Origin of the sequence: Synechococcus sp. HK05 (assembly GCF_019104765.1) — a bacterium.
Classification (GTDB): domain Bacteria; phylum Cyanobacteriota; class Cyanobacteriia; order PCC-6307; family Cyanobiaceae; genus Vulcanococcus.
In genome coordinates this window covers 153,329-171,960 of sequence record NZ_JAHRXJ010000011.1, presented here as the reverse complement: position 1 = coordinate 171,960, position 18,632 = coordinate 153,329, and the positions used below count along the sequence as shown (strand labels likewise).

General features: G+C 50.1%; 13 protein-coding genes. 4 read left to right on the top strand and 9 right to left on the bottom strand.

Translation table 11 applies throughout. The features are described from left to right. Positions 1-306 precede the first annotated feature (306 nt). The 8 genes from KUL97_RS10315 to rfbF are packed head-to-tail and all read right to left on the bottom strand — an operon-like array spanning position 307 to position 9,530. The gene (locus tag KUL97_RS10315; RefSeq protein WP_217796900.1) at positions 307-1,041 is read right to left on the bottom strand and encodes an HAD family hydrolase; all 735 of its coding nucleotides are present in this window, start codon (positions 1,039-1,041) and stop codon (positions 307-309) included. A 2-nt stretch (positions 1,042-1,043) separates the two neighbouring features. Next, the gene (locus KUL97_RS10310) at positions 1,044-2,009 is read right to left on the bottom strand and encodes an NAD(P)-dependent oxidoreductase (RefSeq protein WP_217796899.1); all 966 of its coding nucleotides are present in this window, start codon (positions 2,007-2,009) and stop codon (positions 1,044-1,046) included. Between the two features lie 36 nt (positions 2,010-2,045). Next, the gene (locus KUL97_RS10305) at positions 2,046-3,155 is read right to left on the bottom strand and encodes an N-acetylneuraminate synthase family protein (RefSeq protein ID WP_217796898.1); all 1,110 of its coding nucleotides are present in this window, start codon (positions 3,153-3,155) and stop codon (positions 2,046-2,048) included. 34 nt (positions 3,156-3,189) lie between these two features. Continuing rightward, on the bottom strand, positions 3,190-5,034 hold the full coding sequence (locus KUL97_RS10300) for a thiamine pyrophosphate-binding protein (RefSeq protein WP_217796897.1): 1,845 nt from the start codon (positions 5,032-5,034) through the stop codon (positions 3,190-3,192). After that, on the bottom strand, positions 5,031-6,140 hold the full coding sequence (locus KUL97_RS10295; RefSeq protein WP_217796896.1) for an FkbM family methyltransferase: 1,110 nt from the start codon (positions 6,138-6,140) through the stop codon (positions 5,031-5,033). Before KUL97_RS10295 ends, KUL97_RS10300 begins: the two co-directional genes overlap by 4 nt. A 3-nt stretch (positions 6,141-6,143) precedes the next feature. Further along, positions 6,144-7,658, bottom strand: a complete 1,515-nt coding sequence (gene rfbH, locus KUL97_RS10290) for a lipopolysaccharide biosynthesis protein RfbH (RefSeq protein WP_368656139.1) — start codon at positions 7,656-7,658, stop codon at positions 6,144-6,146. After that, positions 7,655-8,755, bottom strand: coding sequence for a CDP-glucose 4,6-dehydratase (gene rfbG, locus KUL97_RS10285; RefSeq protein ID WP_217796894.1), 1,101 nt, complete (start codon positions 8,753-8,755; stop codon positions 7,655-7,657). The genes rfbH and rfbG overlap by 4 nt, the downstream gene beginning before the upstream one ends. Before the next feature lie 4 nt (positions 8,756-8,759). Beyond that, positions 8,760-9,530, bottom strand: coding sequence for a glucose-1-phosphate cytidylyltransferase (gene rfbF / locus KUL97_RS10280; RefSeq protein WP_217796893.1), 771 nt, complete (start codon positions 9,528-9,530; stop codon positions 8,760-8,762). Positions 9,531-10,592: 1,062 nt separating this feature from the next. Here rfbF and KUL97_RS13765 point away from each other — a divergent pair. Then, a complete protein-coding gene (locus KUL97_RS13765) occupies positions 10,593-10,823 on the top strand; it encodes a hypothetical protein (RefSeq protein WP_254896417.1) in 231 nt (76 codons plus the stop codon). 899 nt (positions 10,824-11,722) lie between these two features. After that, positions 11,723-12,745 carry a GDP-mannose 4,6-dehydratase gene (locus KUL97_RS10270; protein ID WP_217796892.1) on the top strand — a complete coding sequence of 341 codons (1,023 nt, stop codon included), beginning with the start codon at positions 11,723-11,725 and terminating at the stop codon, positions 12,743-12,745. Between the two features lie 1,558 nt (positions 12,746-14,303). On the opposite strand, the gene KUL97_RS10265 is transcribed toward KUL97_RS10270, so the two are convergent. Further along, on the bottom strand, positions 14,304-15,293 hold the full coding sequence (locus KUL97_RS10265; protein WP_217796891.1) for an NAD(P)-dependent oxidoreductase: 990 nt from the start codon (positions 15,291-15,293) through the stop codon (positions 14,304-14,306). Between the two features lie 210 nt (positions 15,294-15,503). Here KUL97_RS10265 and KUL97_RS10260 point away from each other — a divergent pair, with 210 nt between their 5' ends. Together KUL97_RS10260 and KUL97_RS10255 are read left to right on the top strand one after the other, a co-directional pair. Next, positions 15,504-16,442, top strand: a complete 939-nt coding sequence (locus tag KUL97_RS10260) for an IS481 family transposase (protein ID WP_217796890.1) — start codon at positions 15,504-15,506, stop codon at positions 16,440-16,442. 75 nt (positions 16,443-16,517) lie between these two features. Next, a complete protein-coding gene (locus KUL97_RS10255) occupies positions 16,518-17,828 on the top strand; it encodes a hypothetical protein (RefSeq protein ID WP_217796889.1) in 1,311 nt (436 codons plus the stop codon). Positions 17,829-18,632: the final 804 nt, after the last annotated feature.

Below are 18,632 nucleotides of genomic sequence, written 5' to 3'. Positions count from 1 at the left end.
GCGAGACCCCTTGCAAAAGAACGGGTCTCAGCTCAATGGGTGAGCATGTAGCCATGGGAACGTGGGGCTGCGAAACCAAACCAAGTCCTCGTGGCATCCCGTGCCCAGCTGCATGGTCTGCTGAAAGCCATCATTAATTCTAGCCCCATTTCCTGTCGCCAAGTCTGTATTACAAAGTCAAAACCCTCTTGAGAACGTCATATACGGTATGATTTGGCACTGTGACTCAATTCGATCTGTATAACGATTGTAAGAAGATGCTTGGCCTCCAGAGCCAACCACATTTCGTGACCCTCAACACCTTATTTATTGATTGAGCTTGCCACCTCCATCAAGTGATTCTCTTCGGAGTTCGGGAGCGTTCCATATGGCGTCGAGGATGATCTCCTCATCAGGTACTGTAAGCACGAAGGAATTATCATCAAAATCAGGCTTCTGTATGCAGTATCCCCATTCCACCCATCCAAAACGTATGTTATTTGCGCGGGCCGAATGCCAGTCTTCCTTGCGGTCTCCGACGTAGACACAATCTGGCGGGTTAATCCCATTATCGTGCATAATCTTCCGGAGCAATCCAGATTTTCTGTGCGAAGGGGTGGGCTGAAAAGAGTCTGGACAGTACACGTATGAAAAGCAGTCGTTCCATCCTAGCTGATCTAAAATTAGCTCTGTTGGATGAGCACGTTTGTTGGTGACAATAGCCAGTATTATTCCCGCATCTAAGAGCCGATTTAGCATTTGATTTATCCCGTCGTACGGTGTCGTTTGTAAGTAACCGATGGAGTCGTAATGAGCTTTGAACGACTCAATAATCATGTCTATTCCTGACGGTAATATCTCTGGACATAAGGACTCGACGATCTCATGCAGCGGCGGACCAACCATGAGATCTGTGAGTGCAGCTATTGGTGACGTCCCATTCGCTCGGAACGCATAATCAAGACTAGCCAGAATTCCTGCTGATGAATTCACTAACGTACCATCCAGATCAAAGAGCACTGCAGTTTGCCTGTTTTTCAATGGGGTGGCGGATATTGGCATTCTCAGCATTCGTGTTGGATGTGAGCAGCAGCAGTGTTGAGGATCGCCTGGGAAAGAGGAACACCCACATTAAGGAAAAGCTCCTTACGTGCCTTGCTGATGTCTGGCACGTAACGATTCCGGGTGCTGGAGAGACGAATATCCCCTTCGATGATAACTGGTTTTTCTGGAGCCACAAGGTCACGCACGAGATTGGCCAATTCGCGAATGCTTACTGCTTCATCGGATCCAACATTGTAGGCTTCACCGTTGCGACCATCCGTGAGTATGGTTGTAAGCCAATGAGCTAGATCATCCTGATCAAGGTAGCTTCGGACTGCCGAACCATCGCCAAATACTCTGATCGCTTTTTCAAAGAGAGCATCGCGAATGAAATTACCGATCGCGAAATGCACGTCAAGCGGGAGGTCTCGCCCCACGAAGGCGAAGCAACGGGCGATTACCACTTCCAGTTCATACATCGAACGGTAAATATGGCAGAGATGCTCCGCAGCTAGTTTGCCTACGCCATACGCATTGGCGGGATTAGAGATGACGGGACTTCCGATCCAATCCTCAGGAAAACCCTGCAAGCCCTCTGGCTGAGGACCATAGATTGCCCCAGAACTTACATAAAGGAATCGTTGGGCTCGATTGCTGACCGAAAAGTCAAGCAAATTACGAGTTCCGATGACGATCTGATCAAAACGCTCTCGCGGCGTAAGTGATGGGCCAAATGTAGAATCGGTCGCGGCGTGAATAATATGGGAGAAAGAATCAGATTGAGGTAAAGAATCAATATGTAGAATGTCGCCTTCGTGGATCCGTAGACTTTGGTGTTTATAGAATTGAGGATTTCGCCTCAGAAAAGACTCGGGATTCCTGCTTAAAATTGTGATCGTTGATCCTGTAGCGGAGAACATGGACAAAAGCCAGGGGACCAGCGCCTTCCCAAAAAAACCAGTCCCACCCGTCAGCAAAATATTCATCTAGATATTAGAACCGGTAATCACAAGAGTGATAAACTAGACTTGAATGCCTCGGTCGAGGATAAACTGGCGCAACACGGGGTTTTCGTTGTAGGGGCCGTCAATATGGTCCACTAGAAGCATGTCATCCGTGAAAATTGCCTTAACTAACTTCTCCCCATTAATCACTTCTCGGCAGGAAAGTTGTCCTTTGTGCAATGGGATCGCTAGGTAGAAGTCTTCATCGAAAGTCTCCGAGTTGAATACATACCCCGCAGGTAAGTCGCGGCGGGCATAAATCCCACGAACTAGTTCATCAAGGTAGCGGCGCTCTTTCTCCGTGATGTTCCGCCTTCCATTACTTGGGCCGCCACACATTTCAACGGCCTTGTGATAAGCTCTGAACCAACTATCAATTTGATGTGGCAGAGAACAGTAAGGACTTACGGGGACACCATCATGATCAATATCAATATGGCGCTCCCAGGTACGTGCGCCTTTGGCATAGCTGATCAGCATTGAGCTTTGCCAGTCCGTCATTTCATGGGTAGAAAAGCCGATTACATGAGTAGGGAAGCGCTCACGAAGGTAATCGATCTGATTGAGCTCCAGCTCACAGTCCTGCGATGGGTAAAGAGAGACACAGTGATTAATCGCTAAAGGTATACTGCGATTCTCGAAGAAGCGAACGCATTCATCAATAGTTTTATCAAAAGCACCCCCTGTAGAGATGATTACAGGCTTACGAAGCTTCGCCACACGCTCAAGCAAGGGCCATGTAGCGATGTCTGAGCTGGCAATCTTGATAATGGGAAGATTAAACGTATCGCATAGATCAACAGAAGCTTCGTCAAAAGGAGTTGCCATGGGAACGCAGCCACATTTCACAACTTCATCGATTAGGGCCTTGAACTCATCGATGGACAACTTAGTTGCCTCTGTCTTCTTAATATATCGAGACTCGGAATATCCCTTGAAAGTCGGGTGTACAAAACTGTCCACGTCACGGAACTGTAGTTTGATTGCCGTGCGAACCGAATTCACACGAGCAACCGTTGCAAAGTCACGAATAATCTTTAGACCTCGGTCTAGGTTTCCCCAGTGGTTGTTTGCAAGCTCTAATACGAAGAGATTTTCAAAGATGAAACGGTCAGAGGGGGAGATCACAGTAGGAAGTCCGGGCGACTGAAAGGTTTGGAAGCTACCTGAGTAGATAAGCGCGTATTGAGTCTAGCTTTTCGATAGGCAGATGTGGAAACATATCATCGAGTTCGGGGGTATGGATAACACCGTCAACAATTTTAGACTTTAAGCGTGGTTCGAATTCTTGTTCTTCATAGAGCTTGACCACGCACACACGGGGACCACTCGTCTCGTGTAATATATTCGTCAGGGTATTTTCAATCTCACCGTAATCGTTTAGCAAGGTAACTGGCAGACCGAAAGCTTCGGCCACACGGGCAAAGTCGGGAAATGTAACACCAGAGGCAGGCGAGGCCCCATGCTCACGCCCAAAGAAGTTGGACTGGGTCTGCTTAATCGAAAGATAACCATTGTTATCCAGAATAAAAAGCAGCAGATCAAGGTTGGAAGCAGCCAGAGTCTGCAGTTCCTGGATATTCATCATCAACGAGCCATCACCTGCCAACACAACTGTAGATCCTCTCTCACCAGTATCCTGAGCCGCCAAGGCAGCTCCGATCCCAGCAGGAAGGTCGTAGCCCATAGAAGCGCACCCACTATTGCTGAACATGCGCTGCTTGTCACGTAGCGGAAGGATCTGAAAAGGAACAATGCAGGCCGTCGCGTCCCCACAGATGATGCGTTCATGACCCTTCAGATGACGTGCCAGCGCAAAAATGAAATGGTATGGGTTGATGCCGCTCCCCAACGGAGGCTGCCGATAGTCCGCTGCGGTTGCAGCATGATCAAGAGCAACTGTGCGCAACCTTGAAACCCATTGGCGGCGCTGCCCTAAGGATTGTTCAGAAGCGATGTTGGGTGATGAAGTCGCCAGATATGCTTGTGCTGCTGTGATGAAATGCCTTATATCAGCTTGGATAGACAATGTGATATCTAGGTAAGGCTTTTTAAGTTCGGCTTCATCGATATCAACCATAACAACAGATGCGTGACTGGCAAATGCTGCCCAGTTATAGCTTACTTGACGGATATTTAGGCGAGAGCCAAGAACAATCAACAGATCGCAAGTCTGAACTGCAAAGTTGCCGGGTCGCGTCCCGATGGTGCCAGGGCGGCCAATGAATAGTTCGTGGTTATTATCAATGATGTCATGGGTCCAAGCAGTGACGATGGGAAGCTGAAGAGATTCGGCGAACTGCAGTACTTCTTTTTGTGCTCCCGAAAGGCGTACACCGGTCCCCAGAAGTAGTAAGGGACGCTTTGACTGCCTCAGCAAGTGGGTGAAGTCAGCCAGATCTTTTTCGGAAACTGTGGAGACATGGTCTTGCGGGGCTGTATGGAGCAAGGGCTGCTGAAGGTTGTCCTTTAGCAACGCAGAGCGGCTTCCCTGAATGTCCACGGGGATCTCAATCCAACATGGACCAGGTCGTCCGCTTGAGGTCAATCGGATTGCACGATCAATTGCCGCAATGCATTCCTCGGCAGTGCGGAGAGATTGAAATGATTTTACAAAAGCTGGGATGTAAGCTTCGGATCGGGCCTCCTGGTCTCCGAGTTGACGCAGCGGAAGAGTGCCAACTCTTTCGAGTAGAGTTTCGGTTTTTACTTGGCCTGAAACTATAATCATCGGAATCGAGTCTGTGAAAGCGCCAAAAACACCATTGAGTGCGTTAATTGCTCCGGGCCCCGAGGTGACATTCACAACGGCCGGTTTTCCTGTAATACGTGCATAACCCTCTGCTGCAATAGCGCAGGCTTGCTCATGGTGTAGATAGGTGCAGGCAATCCCGTTGGCTTCGCCAAAACTGTCATTGAGATGCATCGCACCTCCACCCGTCACTGAAAAACACCTTCTAATGCCAAGCAATGACAGCCGCTGAGCAACGTAGTCAGATACTTTCATCGCTTCACTCTTCCTGGAATCGCATAAAATACAGTATCGAAGGAGTTATGCATGTGCTGGCGTATAAAATATTCATAGGGAATGCCATCTAGAAGATCGATCACAGCCAGCGGTAAATGCACGACATCTAAGGGGCGGTGGTAAAGAGAGATAGCGAGGACAGCATGAGATCTGTGCAAGAGTTCTCGCATGCCTCGCAAGGCTTGTAGATCGTGTCCTTCAACATCGACCTTGATAAAATCAAAACACTCAGCAGGCATGATGCTGTCGATCGGTGTGATTGTGGCGAAGCGGGTTGTTCTGCTGTCGGTGTCACCATTGATGCTGACCGTTGTGGCCTCTCCCTCTCCAGACAGGCTCAGCGAGCAATGTTCAGCGCCCGCCCCAACCGGTAATACATAAGGGTTTAAGCCTTGATGAAGACGAGTCAGGCGATCCAGATTTAGGCTGAGTAGATTCAAGTTGTCTGGGTCAGGTTCAATCAGTACTGCTTTGGTAACTTCAGCATATTGGATCAGCGACTCGAGTGTATCGCCATTATAAGCGCCCACATCGAGAAAAGAGACTGGCTTTCCTGGATTCAGAGCGCCTAGCGTAAGGGGATTGAAGTATTGAGTCTCGTGGCTTGTGTATGAGGCGAATTCAAGATCGCTACCCGAACGGAAGGCCAGGATGCGGTCGAGTGTTTTCCTGCTCTCAGAATCTGCCAGGTTGGATACAATTTCTTGGTAATCTGAATCTTGTCGCCAGGCAGAAGGCGGCCTGGGATTTGGATCGAGCCAGTAACACCAGCCCAGATCGTGGTGTAGGTAAGGATAGTAATCCCAAGGCCAGAGAATGCGGCTAAAGCCGTTGGCCCGGATTGTCTTAGCAAGTTGGTCATAGGCATCAGACCGATTAAAGATGCCGCAGGCAATCGGGCACTGACCTCGTAGGTAATGTGGCACAGTTTCCCAGGTGAACACGGGAAGCCCTTCTAATTCTTTGAGGGCGGATTGGTGAGTAGTAACGAAACCAAGCACATTATCCCCTCTGCGACGGAGGGAGTCAGCCAGCTTGCGTGCATGTGAGCCGGCCCCAAAGATCAGCAGCTTCTCGTCGATCATGAATTAAAAGACAGGTTTACCAGTCGTGCAAAAGCTGTGGGCGAAGGTCTGTATCGTTTCCACTTCCTTGGTCAGCATTGCCTGCGTCAACCCCGGATAAGTTCCAAGAAAAAGCGTATTTTTCATAATTTCGTCAGAGCCCTCCATCTCCCCTACCACTCGTAAGGCTGCTGAATTATCATGGAGCAGCTGCACAAAGGCTGGTTGGCGTAACAGGTTACCGCCGAAAAGCATGCGGTTGCCAATGAGGTTGCGATCCAATTCTTGAGCCAGCTGCGTACGGCTGAAAGCCGCCCCTGGTTTCACGGCGATCTTGAAGCCAAACCAGGAGCAATCGGTGCGGCAACCGCTGCTATCCCAGCAGAAGCCCTGTTCCGGATCCCAGTGGGTTGCATGGGTGGGCAGGGCGAATTCCAAGACGTCCTCCTGAGCCGACAGGCCCCGGCGCAACGTCTCCCAGTTCTGCTTGCGGGCCTCAATGAACTCTGGTAAGCGCCGCAACTGCACCCGGCCGATAGCCGCCTGAGGATCCAGCGGCTTGAGATTGAAGCCCAAGTGACTGTAGGTGTACTTGTGGTCGTATCCCTCAGGCAACTCTCCCAGCTGCCAGCCGAAGCGCTTATTGCAGGTGTTGTCGATGCCACTAGGGCACCAGCAGTCCCGGCCCCAGTCGCGAAAGCTCTCGGCGATTACCTTGAGTTTCTGATCGCGCACGATGTTCACTGCGCCGCCCTCACCCATGGTGAGGTGGTGCGGCGGGTAGAAGCTCTGGGTGCTGATGTCGCCCCAGGTCCCCGTCCAGCGAACAACACGATCCGGCCCATCATCAAGGCCAGGGCTGTTTTCGTTGAAGCCCAGGCTCTCGGCCAGCGGCCGTGGCATCGAGTAGCTGCAACCAAGGGCGTCGCAGTTGTCCTCCACCAACCAGAGGTTGTACTTCTGGCAGAAGGCCAGGGTGGCAGACAGATCGAAGGGGTTGCCCAAGGCGTGGGCCATCATCACGGCCTTGGTTTTACCTGCGATGTAGGCCGCCTCTAGCTGATCGCAGCGCGCATTGCCGGTTATTGGATCAGCATCAATGAATACAGGCACGGCACCCACCTGCACGATCGGGGCCACCGTTGTGGGAAAGCCCGCCGCAACCGTGATCACTTCATCACCGGGCTTGATCCGGCGTTCTTCTGGCAGCTTGGCCGAGGTGAGTGCCGAGATTGCTACCAGGTTCGCGCTGGAACCTGAATTAACAAGCAGAGAGTGGCGAATGCCCAAGAAGGCGGCCAGCTCCTGCTCCATGGCGGCGCCTTCTGAGCCCAGTGTGAGCCAGAAATCGAGAGTGGCGGATACGGCTGCCTCCACCTCGGTCTCCGTGAACACACGCCCGGCGTAAGGAATCGGGCTCCCTTGGGTCCACGGGGAACGAGTCGGATCCGCAGCCGGGCGGTAGGCCGCATGGGCCTGTCGGGCATAATCGCGGGTGAGGCTGAGGATCTGGCTTTTGAGCTCTGTGAGGGATGTCACGCAGGAGAGGGGGTGAGGAAAGCAGCCAGATCGTCCCGGCAGCATTCAAGGGCAGAAGCCTGCCCGTCCTGAACGCGTCGGTACCAGTTAATGGTGCGCTCTACCGTTGTCGCAAAGTCCCAACGGGGAGCCCATCCTAATTGGTGATGGGCTTTGTCGATCACCAAATTTAGACGACTGGCCTCATGCAAGGCATGGGGATCACTCTGGTCGTGCCAAGCTCCGGGCCAGTGGCGCAGTGCCTCTTCAACCAGCTCACGTACTGGGCGGTTCGCCTCGAGGTGCGGACCGAAATTGAATGCACTAGAGTACTCTGCGGATGTGGACAAGTACTCGGCCAGCTGTAGATAGCCCCCGAGAGGTTCCAGAACGTGTTGCCAGGGGCGAGTGGCTCTCGGGTTGCGAACCACAATGGCTTCGCCTCGGCTGAGGGCACGCATCGCATCAGGAACGATTCGATCTTGGGCCCAATCGCCACCACCGATTACGTTTCCGGCACGCGCGCTGGCAACGCGTAGATGCGGCGTTTGATGGGGAGCCGTGCCGCAAAAACTGGAGCGCCAGCTGGCGATGGCGATCTCCGCGGCCGCCTTGCTGCTGCTGTAGGGATCATGCCCACCGAGGGGGTCGTTCTCGCGGTAGCCATAGACCCACTCGTTGTTTCGATACACCTTGTCTGTGGTGATTAGCACCGTGCTGCAGGGCTGATCGAGTAGCCGGAGAGCCTCAAGCAGATGAATGGTCCCCATCACGTTCGTGCTCCAGGTGGCCACCGGCTCTTCGTAGCTATGCCGAACCAATGGTTGCGCGGCAAGGTGAAACACAACGGTGGGTTGTGTTTCATTCACAATCGCTTTCAGTAAATCAGGATCTCGAATATCTCCTACGCGATGGTCAATCAGCCGCTTCAGCTGGAGCTGATCGAAGAGGTTGGGGCGCCCTTCTTGTTCCAACGCTACCCCGGTGACTTGAGCACCCAGCTCCTTGAGCCAGAAAGCTAGCCAGCTCCCTTTGAAGCCTGTATGACCCGTCAGCAACACTTTTTGGCTGTGCCAAAACTGGCGATCGGAATGAGAAAACGACTGTATGCTCGTCATCCGCTCAGCCCCAGAATTTCCAAGGAGCCTGATTTCGCTTCCAGAGATCCTCTAGCAGTGTTTTATCCCTCAGCGTATCCATAGGCTGCCAGAATCCTTCGTGATGGTATGCGGAAAGTTCACCACTCTCAGCCAAGGTTTGAAGTGGTTGCTGCTCCCAGGTGCATTGATCACCATCTACAAGATCAATCACTGAAGGCTCTAAGACAAAAAAACCACCATTGATCCAGTTGCCATCGCCTTGTGGCTTCTCTTCGAATGACAAAACCCGACCGCGCTCAAAAGCGAGTGAGCCGAAACGTCCGGGAGGCTGGACGGCCGTCAGGGTGGCCTTGCGACCTTCGGCTTTATGAAAAGCGGTTAGAGCAGAAATATTAACGTCGGCAACGCCATCGCCGTACGTGAAGCAGAAGGCTTCATCATCAAGATGTTCGCGTACTCTTCGCAAGCGTCCCCCGGTGAGGGTTGCTTCGCCAGTATCCACGAGCGTTACCTTCCAGGGTTCGGCTTTGCGACTATGCACTTTCATAGTATTATCGGTCATGTCAAAAGTTACATCGCTAGAGTGTAGAAAATAGTTGGCAAAGTATTCCTTGATCACGTACCCTTTGTAGCCACAGCAGATAATGAAATCTTTAATGCCGAAGTGGCTATAGATCTTGAGGATGTGCCAAAGAATTGGCATTCCGCCTATTTCGATCATTGGCTTTGGACGACTACCTGTCTCCTCGGAAATGCGAGTTCCCAGGCCTCCGGCAAGAATTACTGCCTTCATGGTTGCGTATCAATAAATGGTGTAATCGGGTTTTGACTCTTCCGAAGTGATAACAAGAGTTAGTTCACCATGTCGCTTCGTTAGGACACCAATCCATCTTAACATCGATTGCACCTGTGCCGCTTGCAATCGAAGCGCTGCTGGACCATCTATTGTGAGTCAGCTGTTGTGATCGGCTTCAAGGTCTGCAAAGTTTTGCTGTAAGCGCGGATTCACCACTAAGGGCTACCGTCAGTGCGCCTCCCTGTGGCGTACGACGGCTCAGTATAATCTACGTGAGCCATGTTCTGATTCTTCCCGGTGTATTGGGTGTGTAAGACTAGTCCATGTAAAGCAGCGTGAAACATGCCTGTCTTTTTTCTGATATCGCAGGTATTTGGGGCTAGATCTGCTGAATTAATCTATTTTACTCCCTTATGTCAGGAATGCAGGTATTTCTGCAGAGTGACACGCTTTGAGGAAAAAACTCCTTCAGTCCTGGAGACCATCCGGTCTTTTTGTGGAACCTTTCATCTGAATCCGATTATTCACCCTCGCAAAGTTAGGGCTGTCACCCCCCCCCCTCTCTTGACAGCAAAGTTGATGCTTCTTCATTTAGATCACTAACGGGGCTTCATAGAGCACAGCAACGCGTCACTACAGCGAGGCCCTCAAGGCTGACGCGAGAAGGCGGACAGGCCCGCCGCACCGGTAGAGTTTGAACCAGGTCACAGCATAGCTGAGCGTTCACGTCGTGACTCTCTACAACTTGAGGAAGGCCTTGAGGTTGCAAAGAGAGGTGGTGCCGGCATCCGAGAATGGCCTGATGGCTTCGGGGCTGTTTACAAGTTCACTGTGGCTCTCGAGACCACTGGGTTGAACGCCACCGCTTCACCTGCTCCGGGTACAGACCCCGCTCCCGGCAGTAGGCACTGATCTCGGTGGCGTTCAGTCCAGCGGTCCCTACCCACATCGTCAGCAGCTCGTAGTCTGCAAAGTGGAAGGCCGGCAACGCTGAGAGGTATTTCACCTCCTGCTCATACCGCCGCCGGCGCAGGGCGTTGAGGCGCTGAACATCTCGGCATGCAATTTGCCCTATTCGGCGGGTTCCTCGAAATCGTCCCTGCCGCTCAGGATCCGCTGCTGCTCCAGCCCCGTTTCACATGGCCGTGCGTTGCCTTGACGATCCCGTTTTCATGGGCCACGCCGCGGCAGGGTCGCCGCAGCCGCGTTGATCCCTTTGAGGCCCATGCCGATCTCATCCCCCAGTGGTTGGAAGCAGAAGCAGACGTGGGCAGCAAGCAGCTCCTGTAGCGGCTGATCGCACTGGATCCAGAGCGCTATGGGCATCAGCACAAACGCACCCTGCAGCGACGGATCAGGGATTGGCGCATAGCCAGGGTGCAGGAGTGCCTGGAGAGCGCAGCACAGCGACCAGAAACCAAGCCAGAGACTGCAGAAAAGATGTTACAAGGCATCATTTAAAACGGGTAACAATTCATTGATGCAAAGCGCCCCTCAACCTGCTTGTCGTCGGACAGAAGGGAGTCATGTCAGTCAGATTCACAATGCCAGCCCCTGACTGTTAGCCGAGTGAATGGCTTCTTTGGCCTCAAGAGAGAGCCCTTCTTAGTTGATTATTGCAGATAAGTCCGCAAGTGCTCAGATGATCATCATGACCAATAATAATCACAAGAATCTGGAGCTAATGGCTATCTCGATCGCCAGTATGTGTAAGGAAAGGACCGCTATTGCCATCTTGTTGGAAGTCTGCAGTTTGATGCAATAGTCTGTGATCCTCGAGTGTGTGGTTAATTACAGCAAAGGCATTGTGATGGATATTTCCACAGATTCCGGCAACCTCGATGAGCTATCTATGACCGTTCAATGCTTCGTTGCCGCCCACTTATATCAATCCATTGCATCAGGATCTGAGAGTGTGCACTTTTCGAGTTAGACGTTGTCTTAAGATGACCATCCGTGCCTCATCGTTAAGAACTTGTACCACGGCGACCACAAGCAGACCATTTGCCCGTATCCTATATCCGGCACATTACAAGCCTAAGGTAATCCTCTCTACCACGACCTATGTGCATCCCTATTAGACATTGTATTGCCTCCTAAGCAAGCTTCTTGCTTTTTCCGCAATCCCTTGCTGCTATGACCATTCCCAATGCCTATGCTACTATGTAATATCAAACTTCTTTTCCGCAATGTATATTGTTACCGGTTGTTGCGGTTTTGTTGGATCTACTCTGACCAAAAGACTGCTCAAAAGGGGTTGTTATGTTATAGGAATTGATAACCTCTATCGACCTGGCTCTGCCGCAAACCTATCCTTTATCCAAGAGATGCCGGAGAGTCTTTGCAATTTCAGATTCATACTTGGCGACATTTCAACACTTGATCTAGCTTTTATCAATTCCGATATTTCTGCCATTTTCCATTTGGCCGGACAGGTTGCAATGACCAAGTCCATTAACAATCCATTGTACGACTTTAACTGCAATGCCTATTCCACATTACGTCTTCTCGAGGCAGTAAGAACCCAGTCTCCCAGTTCATTATTTATTTATGCCTCTACCAATAAAGTCTATGGAGATCTCGAATGGATTGAATATCGTGAAACTGAAACAAGATATATCTGCTCTAATTATCCGGAAGGATTTGATGAGTCTCTTCCACTTGATTTCTCATCCCCTTATGGATGTTCAAAAGGTGCGGCTGACCAGTATACTAATGATTATGCTCGAATCTACGGCCTCCACACTTATTGCTTTCGACATTCTACTATCTATGGTCTAGGTCAAAAAGCCTCTTATGATCAAGGTTGGGTGGGTTGGTTTCTGTCTCAAGTAACCCTTGCTAAGTCTAACCCTGCGCATCGCTTTACCATCAGCGGAAACGGAAAGCAAGTTCGCGACATCCTACATGTGGAAGATGTTTGCACTCTGTATGAGCTAGCCGCTACCGGTAAGTGTCCCTCAGTCACAGCAAACGTCGGAGGCTCCTTTAATAATAGCCTCAGCATCCTCGAGTTACTTCGTTTAGCTTGTAAACATCTTGGCGTGGATCACCAAGAGCTTAACATTGACTATATTCCTGCGCGTATATCCGATCAGCGAGTCTTTATATCGCTTAATCATTGCGCAAGTAACACATTCGGTTGGCAGCCAAGTATCAGTATTGATCAAGGTCTGAGTGAGCTTCTCAGCTCTGTCCCACCTTCTACCTGAATCTAGTCCTTATAACCACACTGCTTCCCCTTCTTCAACTTATCCTTATGTACAGCTTGTGTTCAACAAATCGACGCTGTATTTTCTCTCTGTACTATCCAAGTTATCTCGTGCATTGCATCAATCAACACCATGCAGCCTGAACTTACTAAACAACCCTCACTATGCATCTACGGTTGTATGCGGTTGTGGGTTTGGTGGAGTTGTGATCGTCTAATTGGTGCCCAGCTATCACTAGGCTTCATTTCACATTCTTCTATTCGAACTTAGCTGCCTACTCCTTTTCGTTTCTATTCATGCTTTTGTTGATCTAACTACTTGATCTGATCTTCGCGTTTCCTTGTGTCTCTAAATGTTACGCATTCTTAAGCTATCTTGTCTCTTATTTGCCTAATATCTTCCCATTGGCCCCTTCTTTGGACTATACCCACTGATACACCTATGGACTGATTCCAGTTGTGCCCTTTAGCCTATAGCGATACCTCCGATTTTCTTTGCCGATTAATCTCTAAGTTAATCGCTTTTCTCTTGATGCAATTCTTCGTGTCATTTGCTTCCCTCTCTCATATCACCCGCATAAATCGGCTTTTCCACGTTAATATCTATATCTTCGCCGGCCTAATCTCTTTGGTCCTTCCCTCAAGCAGATCTGCACTATCTTCAGCTTCTATATCTATATGGGCTAAAAGTCTTCTATTACGTGCTCCAACAACATTTTCCCTTTCTCTTCGCTACAACTACCACTATTCACCACAATCCTTTCCGGCTACCTATGCCACTGCTGTCAAATACCTTCGCCGAATCCAAAAATGCTCATGATATCTTAGGCTGATTTGTCATCTCTGTAGCCGTTCTTATTCTTTTTTGTATCATGTAAGTCTGATCACTCACATGCAATCCCACCATCTGCTTATCTCGCGCAGAGCGTTGTGTCCAGAACGTGTGTGCTGAGACTACCGAGCTCCTTCCTACCCAGTTCATGCCCGCTTAGACTAAATCTTTCGTTGGCCTGACATAGTAATTCTCTATTTTCCTTCAAGATATAACGAACTTGGTTTTATCTCCATACATCTTTATCTGAAACCACCCTTCCCTCACTCTTCAACATTTCTTTCTTGTCAGAATTGCCTTCTCGCTCACATTTGATCAATCCTACTCCTCTTTACACCCTCTCCCGTACGCAGGCTTCTTGACGGACGATCCCTAATCACATCCTCTTTTTACTTTCACCCACTTGCTGTCGTAGCTGTTCTTGATCTGTATCCTCAATTCGTCTTATCTTTCTGAGTCAACTTCCTTTCTGCTGTGTAGAACATGTACTTCTCTGCCCTTGGTCTCCCCTGTTGGCCTTTTTCATTCTGTTTTTGAATTACCTCTTGGCAACCATCTCTTTATACTGCAAACTAATCAGATCGCAATCACCATCTCTTCCAAGACTACCGGCGCACACTCCTAAAGATGGTCTTTACTGGACCCAGGTCAACATTCCCGAGCTGATTCTGTTATCCCTATGCACTCGCATTAGAACTCATCGCCTCTGGGTTTTGCATCGCTTCAATCACATACTCTCTAGATCTAGCTTTAAGCCATGGCTTGCCCTGTATTCACGCATTTCTCTATATGTCTTTGCTATGCCACTGTCTACTGTGTATTTAGGCTTCCAGCCTAATGCTTCTAATGGTCTAGTGTCAACCCTTACATCCATTACCTCGTTTGCCCTCATTGGAAGAGTCCCAAATTGAAGGTCAGTCTCTGTATTTTGAAATATTTTCTTCGCTTGCATGACAAACTGTCTTACAGGTATCGATGCACCGGCTCCTACTTCATAGTGCCTATATCCGCATTCCTTCTCCTTCGTTGCGCAATCCATTATCGCTACGAAAGCCGATACCACATCATCAATGTATATGAAGTCCCTTTTCTGTAATCCCTCTGTTAATTCAATGTAGGGTCGACCCGTTATCAGGGACTCGAATACATAAGATGTGAACTTGCCAGGATTATCCCTTGCCCCATAGAAATGCTCAAGTGCTACGTTGGCTATTTTTAGCCTATCGCATCTCTTTTTTATCCACTCTCTGAACTGCGATTTGCTTAGTGAATAATCCGAAACTCTCTTGTCTAATATGGTGTCCGTATTGATAAAGATACCATTGGGCTGGTATTTAACCATCTGTTCCAGCAGCCACAATGGCATTATCAGGTTCGCCTCTACCATTTCCGTTGCACTCCCATTTCCCCTGCCATAGTCCGTGGCGCAATGTATCAGGCATACATCCCTTGCGCTTTTCAATACGACTTCGGCATCCTTTATGTCTACTACGTTAACATTCTCTTTTGCCATGTTGCCTGCCTTCCACATGCTTTGTTTCCGGCAAAGCAAGTATAACTCGTTTGATTTATGCTTTGCTAAGTAATCTGTCAGAGCTCTTCCGAGAAATCCTGTTCCACCAGTTATTGCTATTCTCATGCCTTGTCTCAGTCTGTTAAGCACTAGTATACATGTGCCTAAGTTCCCTTTGCCCGCTTTTATAGGCACAATATTCATAAGCTTCGCCCTTTAAGCAATCCCTCGCGGATCCTCGTTGCTGCCGGAGCAGAAATGCTTCTTGTACAAGCGCATGATAACGCAGGTTAAATTAGTTCTTTTTCGCCCTCTCTGGCTAGTTGTGTAGTCCCAGCAGGTTGTTCAGCTGACAAAGGGGTGTGAGGTCGTCATGGTCCGGGTGTCACCTCCGACCCACTGACCTCACAACCCATGCATACCCACCCGAATGCTCGGCTGACACCCCTCGGCCGTGAACGGTTGCTGCGTCGACACATTGAGGAGCATCTGCCGCTCCCAACGCTGGCTGCCCAGGCTGGGATCAGCGTCCGCAGCGCCTACAAGTGGCTGGCGCGCTACCGCGCAGGCGGTGCTGCTGCACTGGTGGATCGACGCAGTGTTCGCCGCACCCAGCGGCGGACGCTCGATCCACAGCAACTGCAACGCGCCGTTGACCTCCGCCATGAGCGCTGCACACTCAGAAGAGTGGCCAGGGTGTTGGCGGCCCCGCTTTCCACCGTGGGCCGGGTGCTCAAGGCCCAGGGTCTCGGCCGGCTCAAGAACCTCCAGCCTGCAGAGCCTGTGCGCCGGTACCAGTGGGCACGGCCAGGCGACATGATCCACGTCGACACCAAACAGCTCGCCCGCTTTGAGCGCGTCGGTCACCGGATCACCGGAGATCGACGCCTGGGCTCCTCCCGTGGTGCGGGTTATGAGAAGGCCCATGTGGCCATCGACGACGCCACGCGACTGGCTTACGTCGAGGTGCTGCCGGATGAGAAGCAAGCAACCACGGTGGGTTTTCTGCTGCGAGCCGTGGCCTGGTTCGATGGTCAGGGGATCAGCTGCAAGAGAGTGCTCTCCGATAACGGCAGCGCCTACCGCTCAAAACCCTGGCGAGAAGCCTGCAGCGCACTGGGCCTGATCCCGAAACGCACCAGGCCATACACCCCACGAACAAACGGCAAAGCCGAGCGGTTCATCAAGACCCTGCTGGTGGAGTGGGCGTACTCGATGGCCTTTCAGACCTCAACCGAACGGAACCACTGGCTACCGCGCTATCTGGCGATCTATAACGGCCGCAGGTGTCATATGGCCCTGGCTGGCCGCACCCCCATTCAGCAGCTCCGACTGTTGCGGGTTTCTGAATGACCTGATTAGAACACACAACTAGATAATGACCCATGCCTCCCTTTGCTAGGATTGCTTTAATTTCGCTTAAGTCCAGTGCTGAATATTTCTCTTGTTATTCCCTGCGTTGGCAACCCTGCAGATACGCCTGTTTACCGTCAACTACAAGAGTTCATCCTTGTTGATGATGCGTCAGTAACTGTCGATTGCACATTTCTGCTTAATAACCCCGCTATGCATGATTTCACTGCGAATCCTAATGATCGAGTACGCATTAACTGCGTTAGATCTGATCGGTATCTTCTCAGCTGCGAAGAGAACTTATCAAGAATCAAGCTTGTTATCAATGGGCTTGGCGACTACATCCTCATCCTCGGTGAAACTGACTTCGTCGACCTAAAGCTCTTAGCGCGTGTTGTTGAAGCCATGAGGCATTCAGGCTTTGACGTCCTTGCAATCGGTGCATCTAATATTGGATATAGCTCTTCAGGGGATATTCTGAAAGCCCCAAGCCTCTTTACTACTAACTCTGCGCATCTAAATAGTGCCAGTAATCTCTTCAATGCCATTTCCAATCCATCTTCTATTGCTCGTTCGTCTTATTCCTCTATTCTCAATGCCTTGGGACCACTCGACTGGGCCGCTTATATTGGCAGCCATATTTATAGACGTGACGTCTTAGCGACAATTCTCTCCTATCACTATCCAGAGTATGTCTATTCGCTTGTCTATCAGCAACTTCAATTTCATTCTGAGCATTCCGTGTCCTACGGTATCCTTAATGTTCCTGTAATCCAAAGAGATTCTCATGACTATGACAACCGCCTGAGCAGATCCGAAAAGGGAGGCAACATCTCATGGCTCGTCTCACATCGTACTGATCGTGGCCTGTCTCCCTTTTTTCATGTCAGCCACTTCTGCTATTTATCTCAAATACCCTGCGCCAGGTCTTTTGAACTGGTTATGTTCGGATACGCAGAAGCCTTAGCCAGCGACACAGACAGAGTCTTCCGTTCCGTTACTGCGCCTACCCTCGATAGGCTTCTTTCGGAGGCTGCTAAGTTGTTCAAATCTATCTCCGTTATTCAGCCCCTCGGGGACCAAAACTGTCGCCCTTCGTATCTGACAGAAGCTCGGTATATATACCGGGCCATTGACCGCATGCTGCTTTCTCTTGTGAGTGGTAATTATGTTGGTGATCAAATATTTGACAGGTTTCTCCGTTCACTTGTTGGAACGGTCTATGAACTTAGGCTCTCTCTGTTGGCTTACCTCGAAAGTTTCGGATGTCCAACCCATGTTCCTCGTGCCTTGTCTGCCATTTCAATGCTCAGAAAAGCTCTCCAACTGACATCTGACGGCAAGCCTCTCCTTGCCTCTATTTCCAACCAGCTGCATACCTCTTAAATCTGGTATCGTTTCGTTTTAGCGGCATTGTCTTCAGAGCAATATTTCTTTCCCTTCTCAGCATCGTGAATCTAACGTCCTGCTGACTCCTTTGTCTCACCCCATATCCCCCCCCAGCACCCCTTCCACAGCCCTCACCTCAATATCTTGAGTCTTGCCTCCGTGATCTCTCCTTGGCCCTCTATACTTCTTGTGTAGTGACTATCTCATCCCTTCGCTTATCTTCGCGTCCCTGTCTGTATTCCCTCTTAAGTCCTCCTACGTATGACATAGCCTGCTACAGACCGCTGATTTCAGCAACCTTAAGAGCGTCCTCCGTTTATGTATATATTCGAGCCTGTCTAGCCTCTCCCCAATACGCATCTCTCAAAGTACTTATTGCTGATTGAAGCAATGTAGGCCATCTCATTATGCATCTACCGAGTCATGCAGCTGAAGCAATTCATACTCCTTGCCCCAATCCCTCTCGCGCACGCTGTTTAATTGCTTCCACTTACATAATCTCGCAATCTCGCCTCTTCCAGCATTTCTCGCGCTCCAGTAAAGGCTCCCGCTGTAGCCTTTCGTATTCTCTTGCCCAAATCTAGGGTTATTTCCACTATCCACATTCCTATGTCCCAGGGCTGTTTTTTTCTTCGCTTATCTTTTGGATCGCCTCAGGCGTTAGATTGTATCTACTGTTCCTTTTCCTGATTTACTTCTAGCCCAGTCTGCCTTTTCGTTTATTCTGTCTATGCCTTTGTGAAGTTGGTTTCTCCTTGGTGCCTAAGGAAATTTTCATATGTATGTCTTTTCTGCTGACGC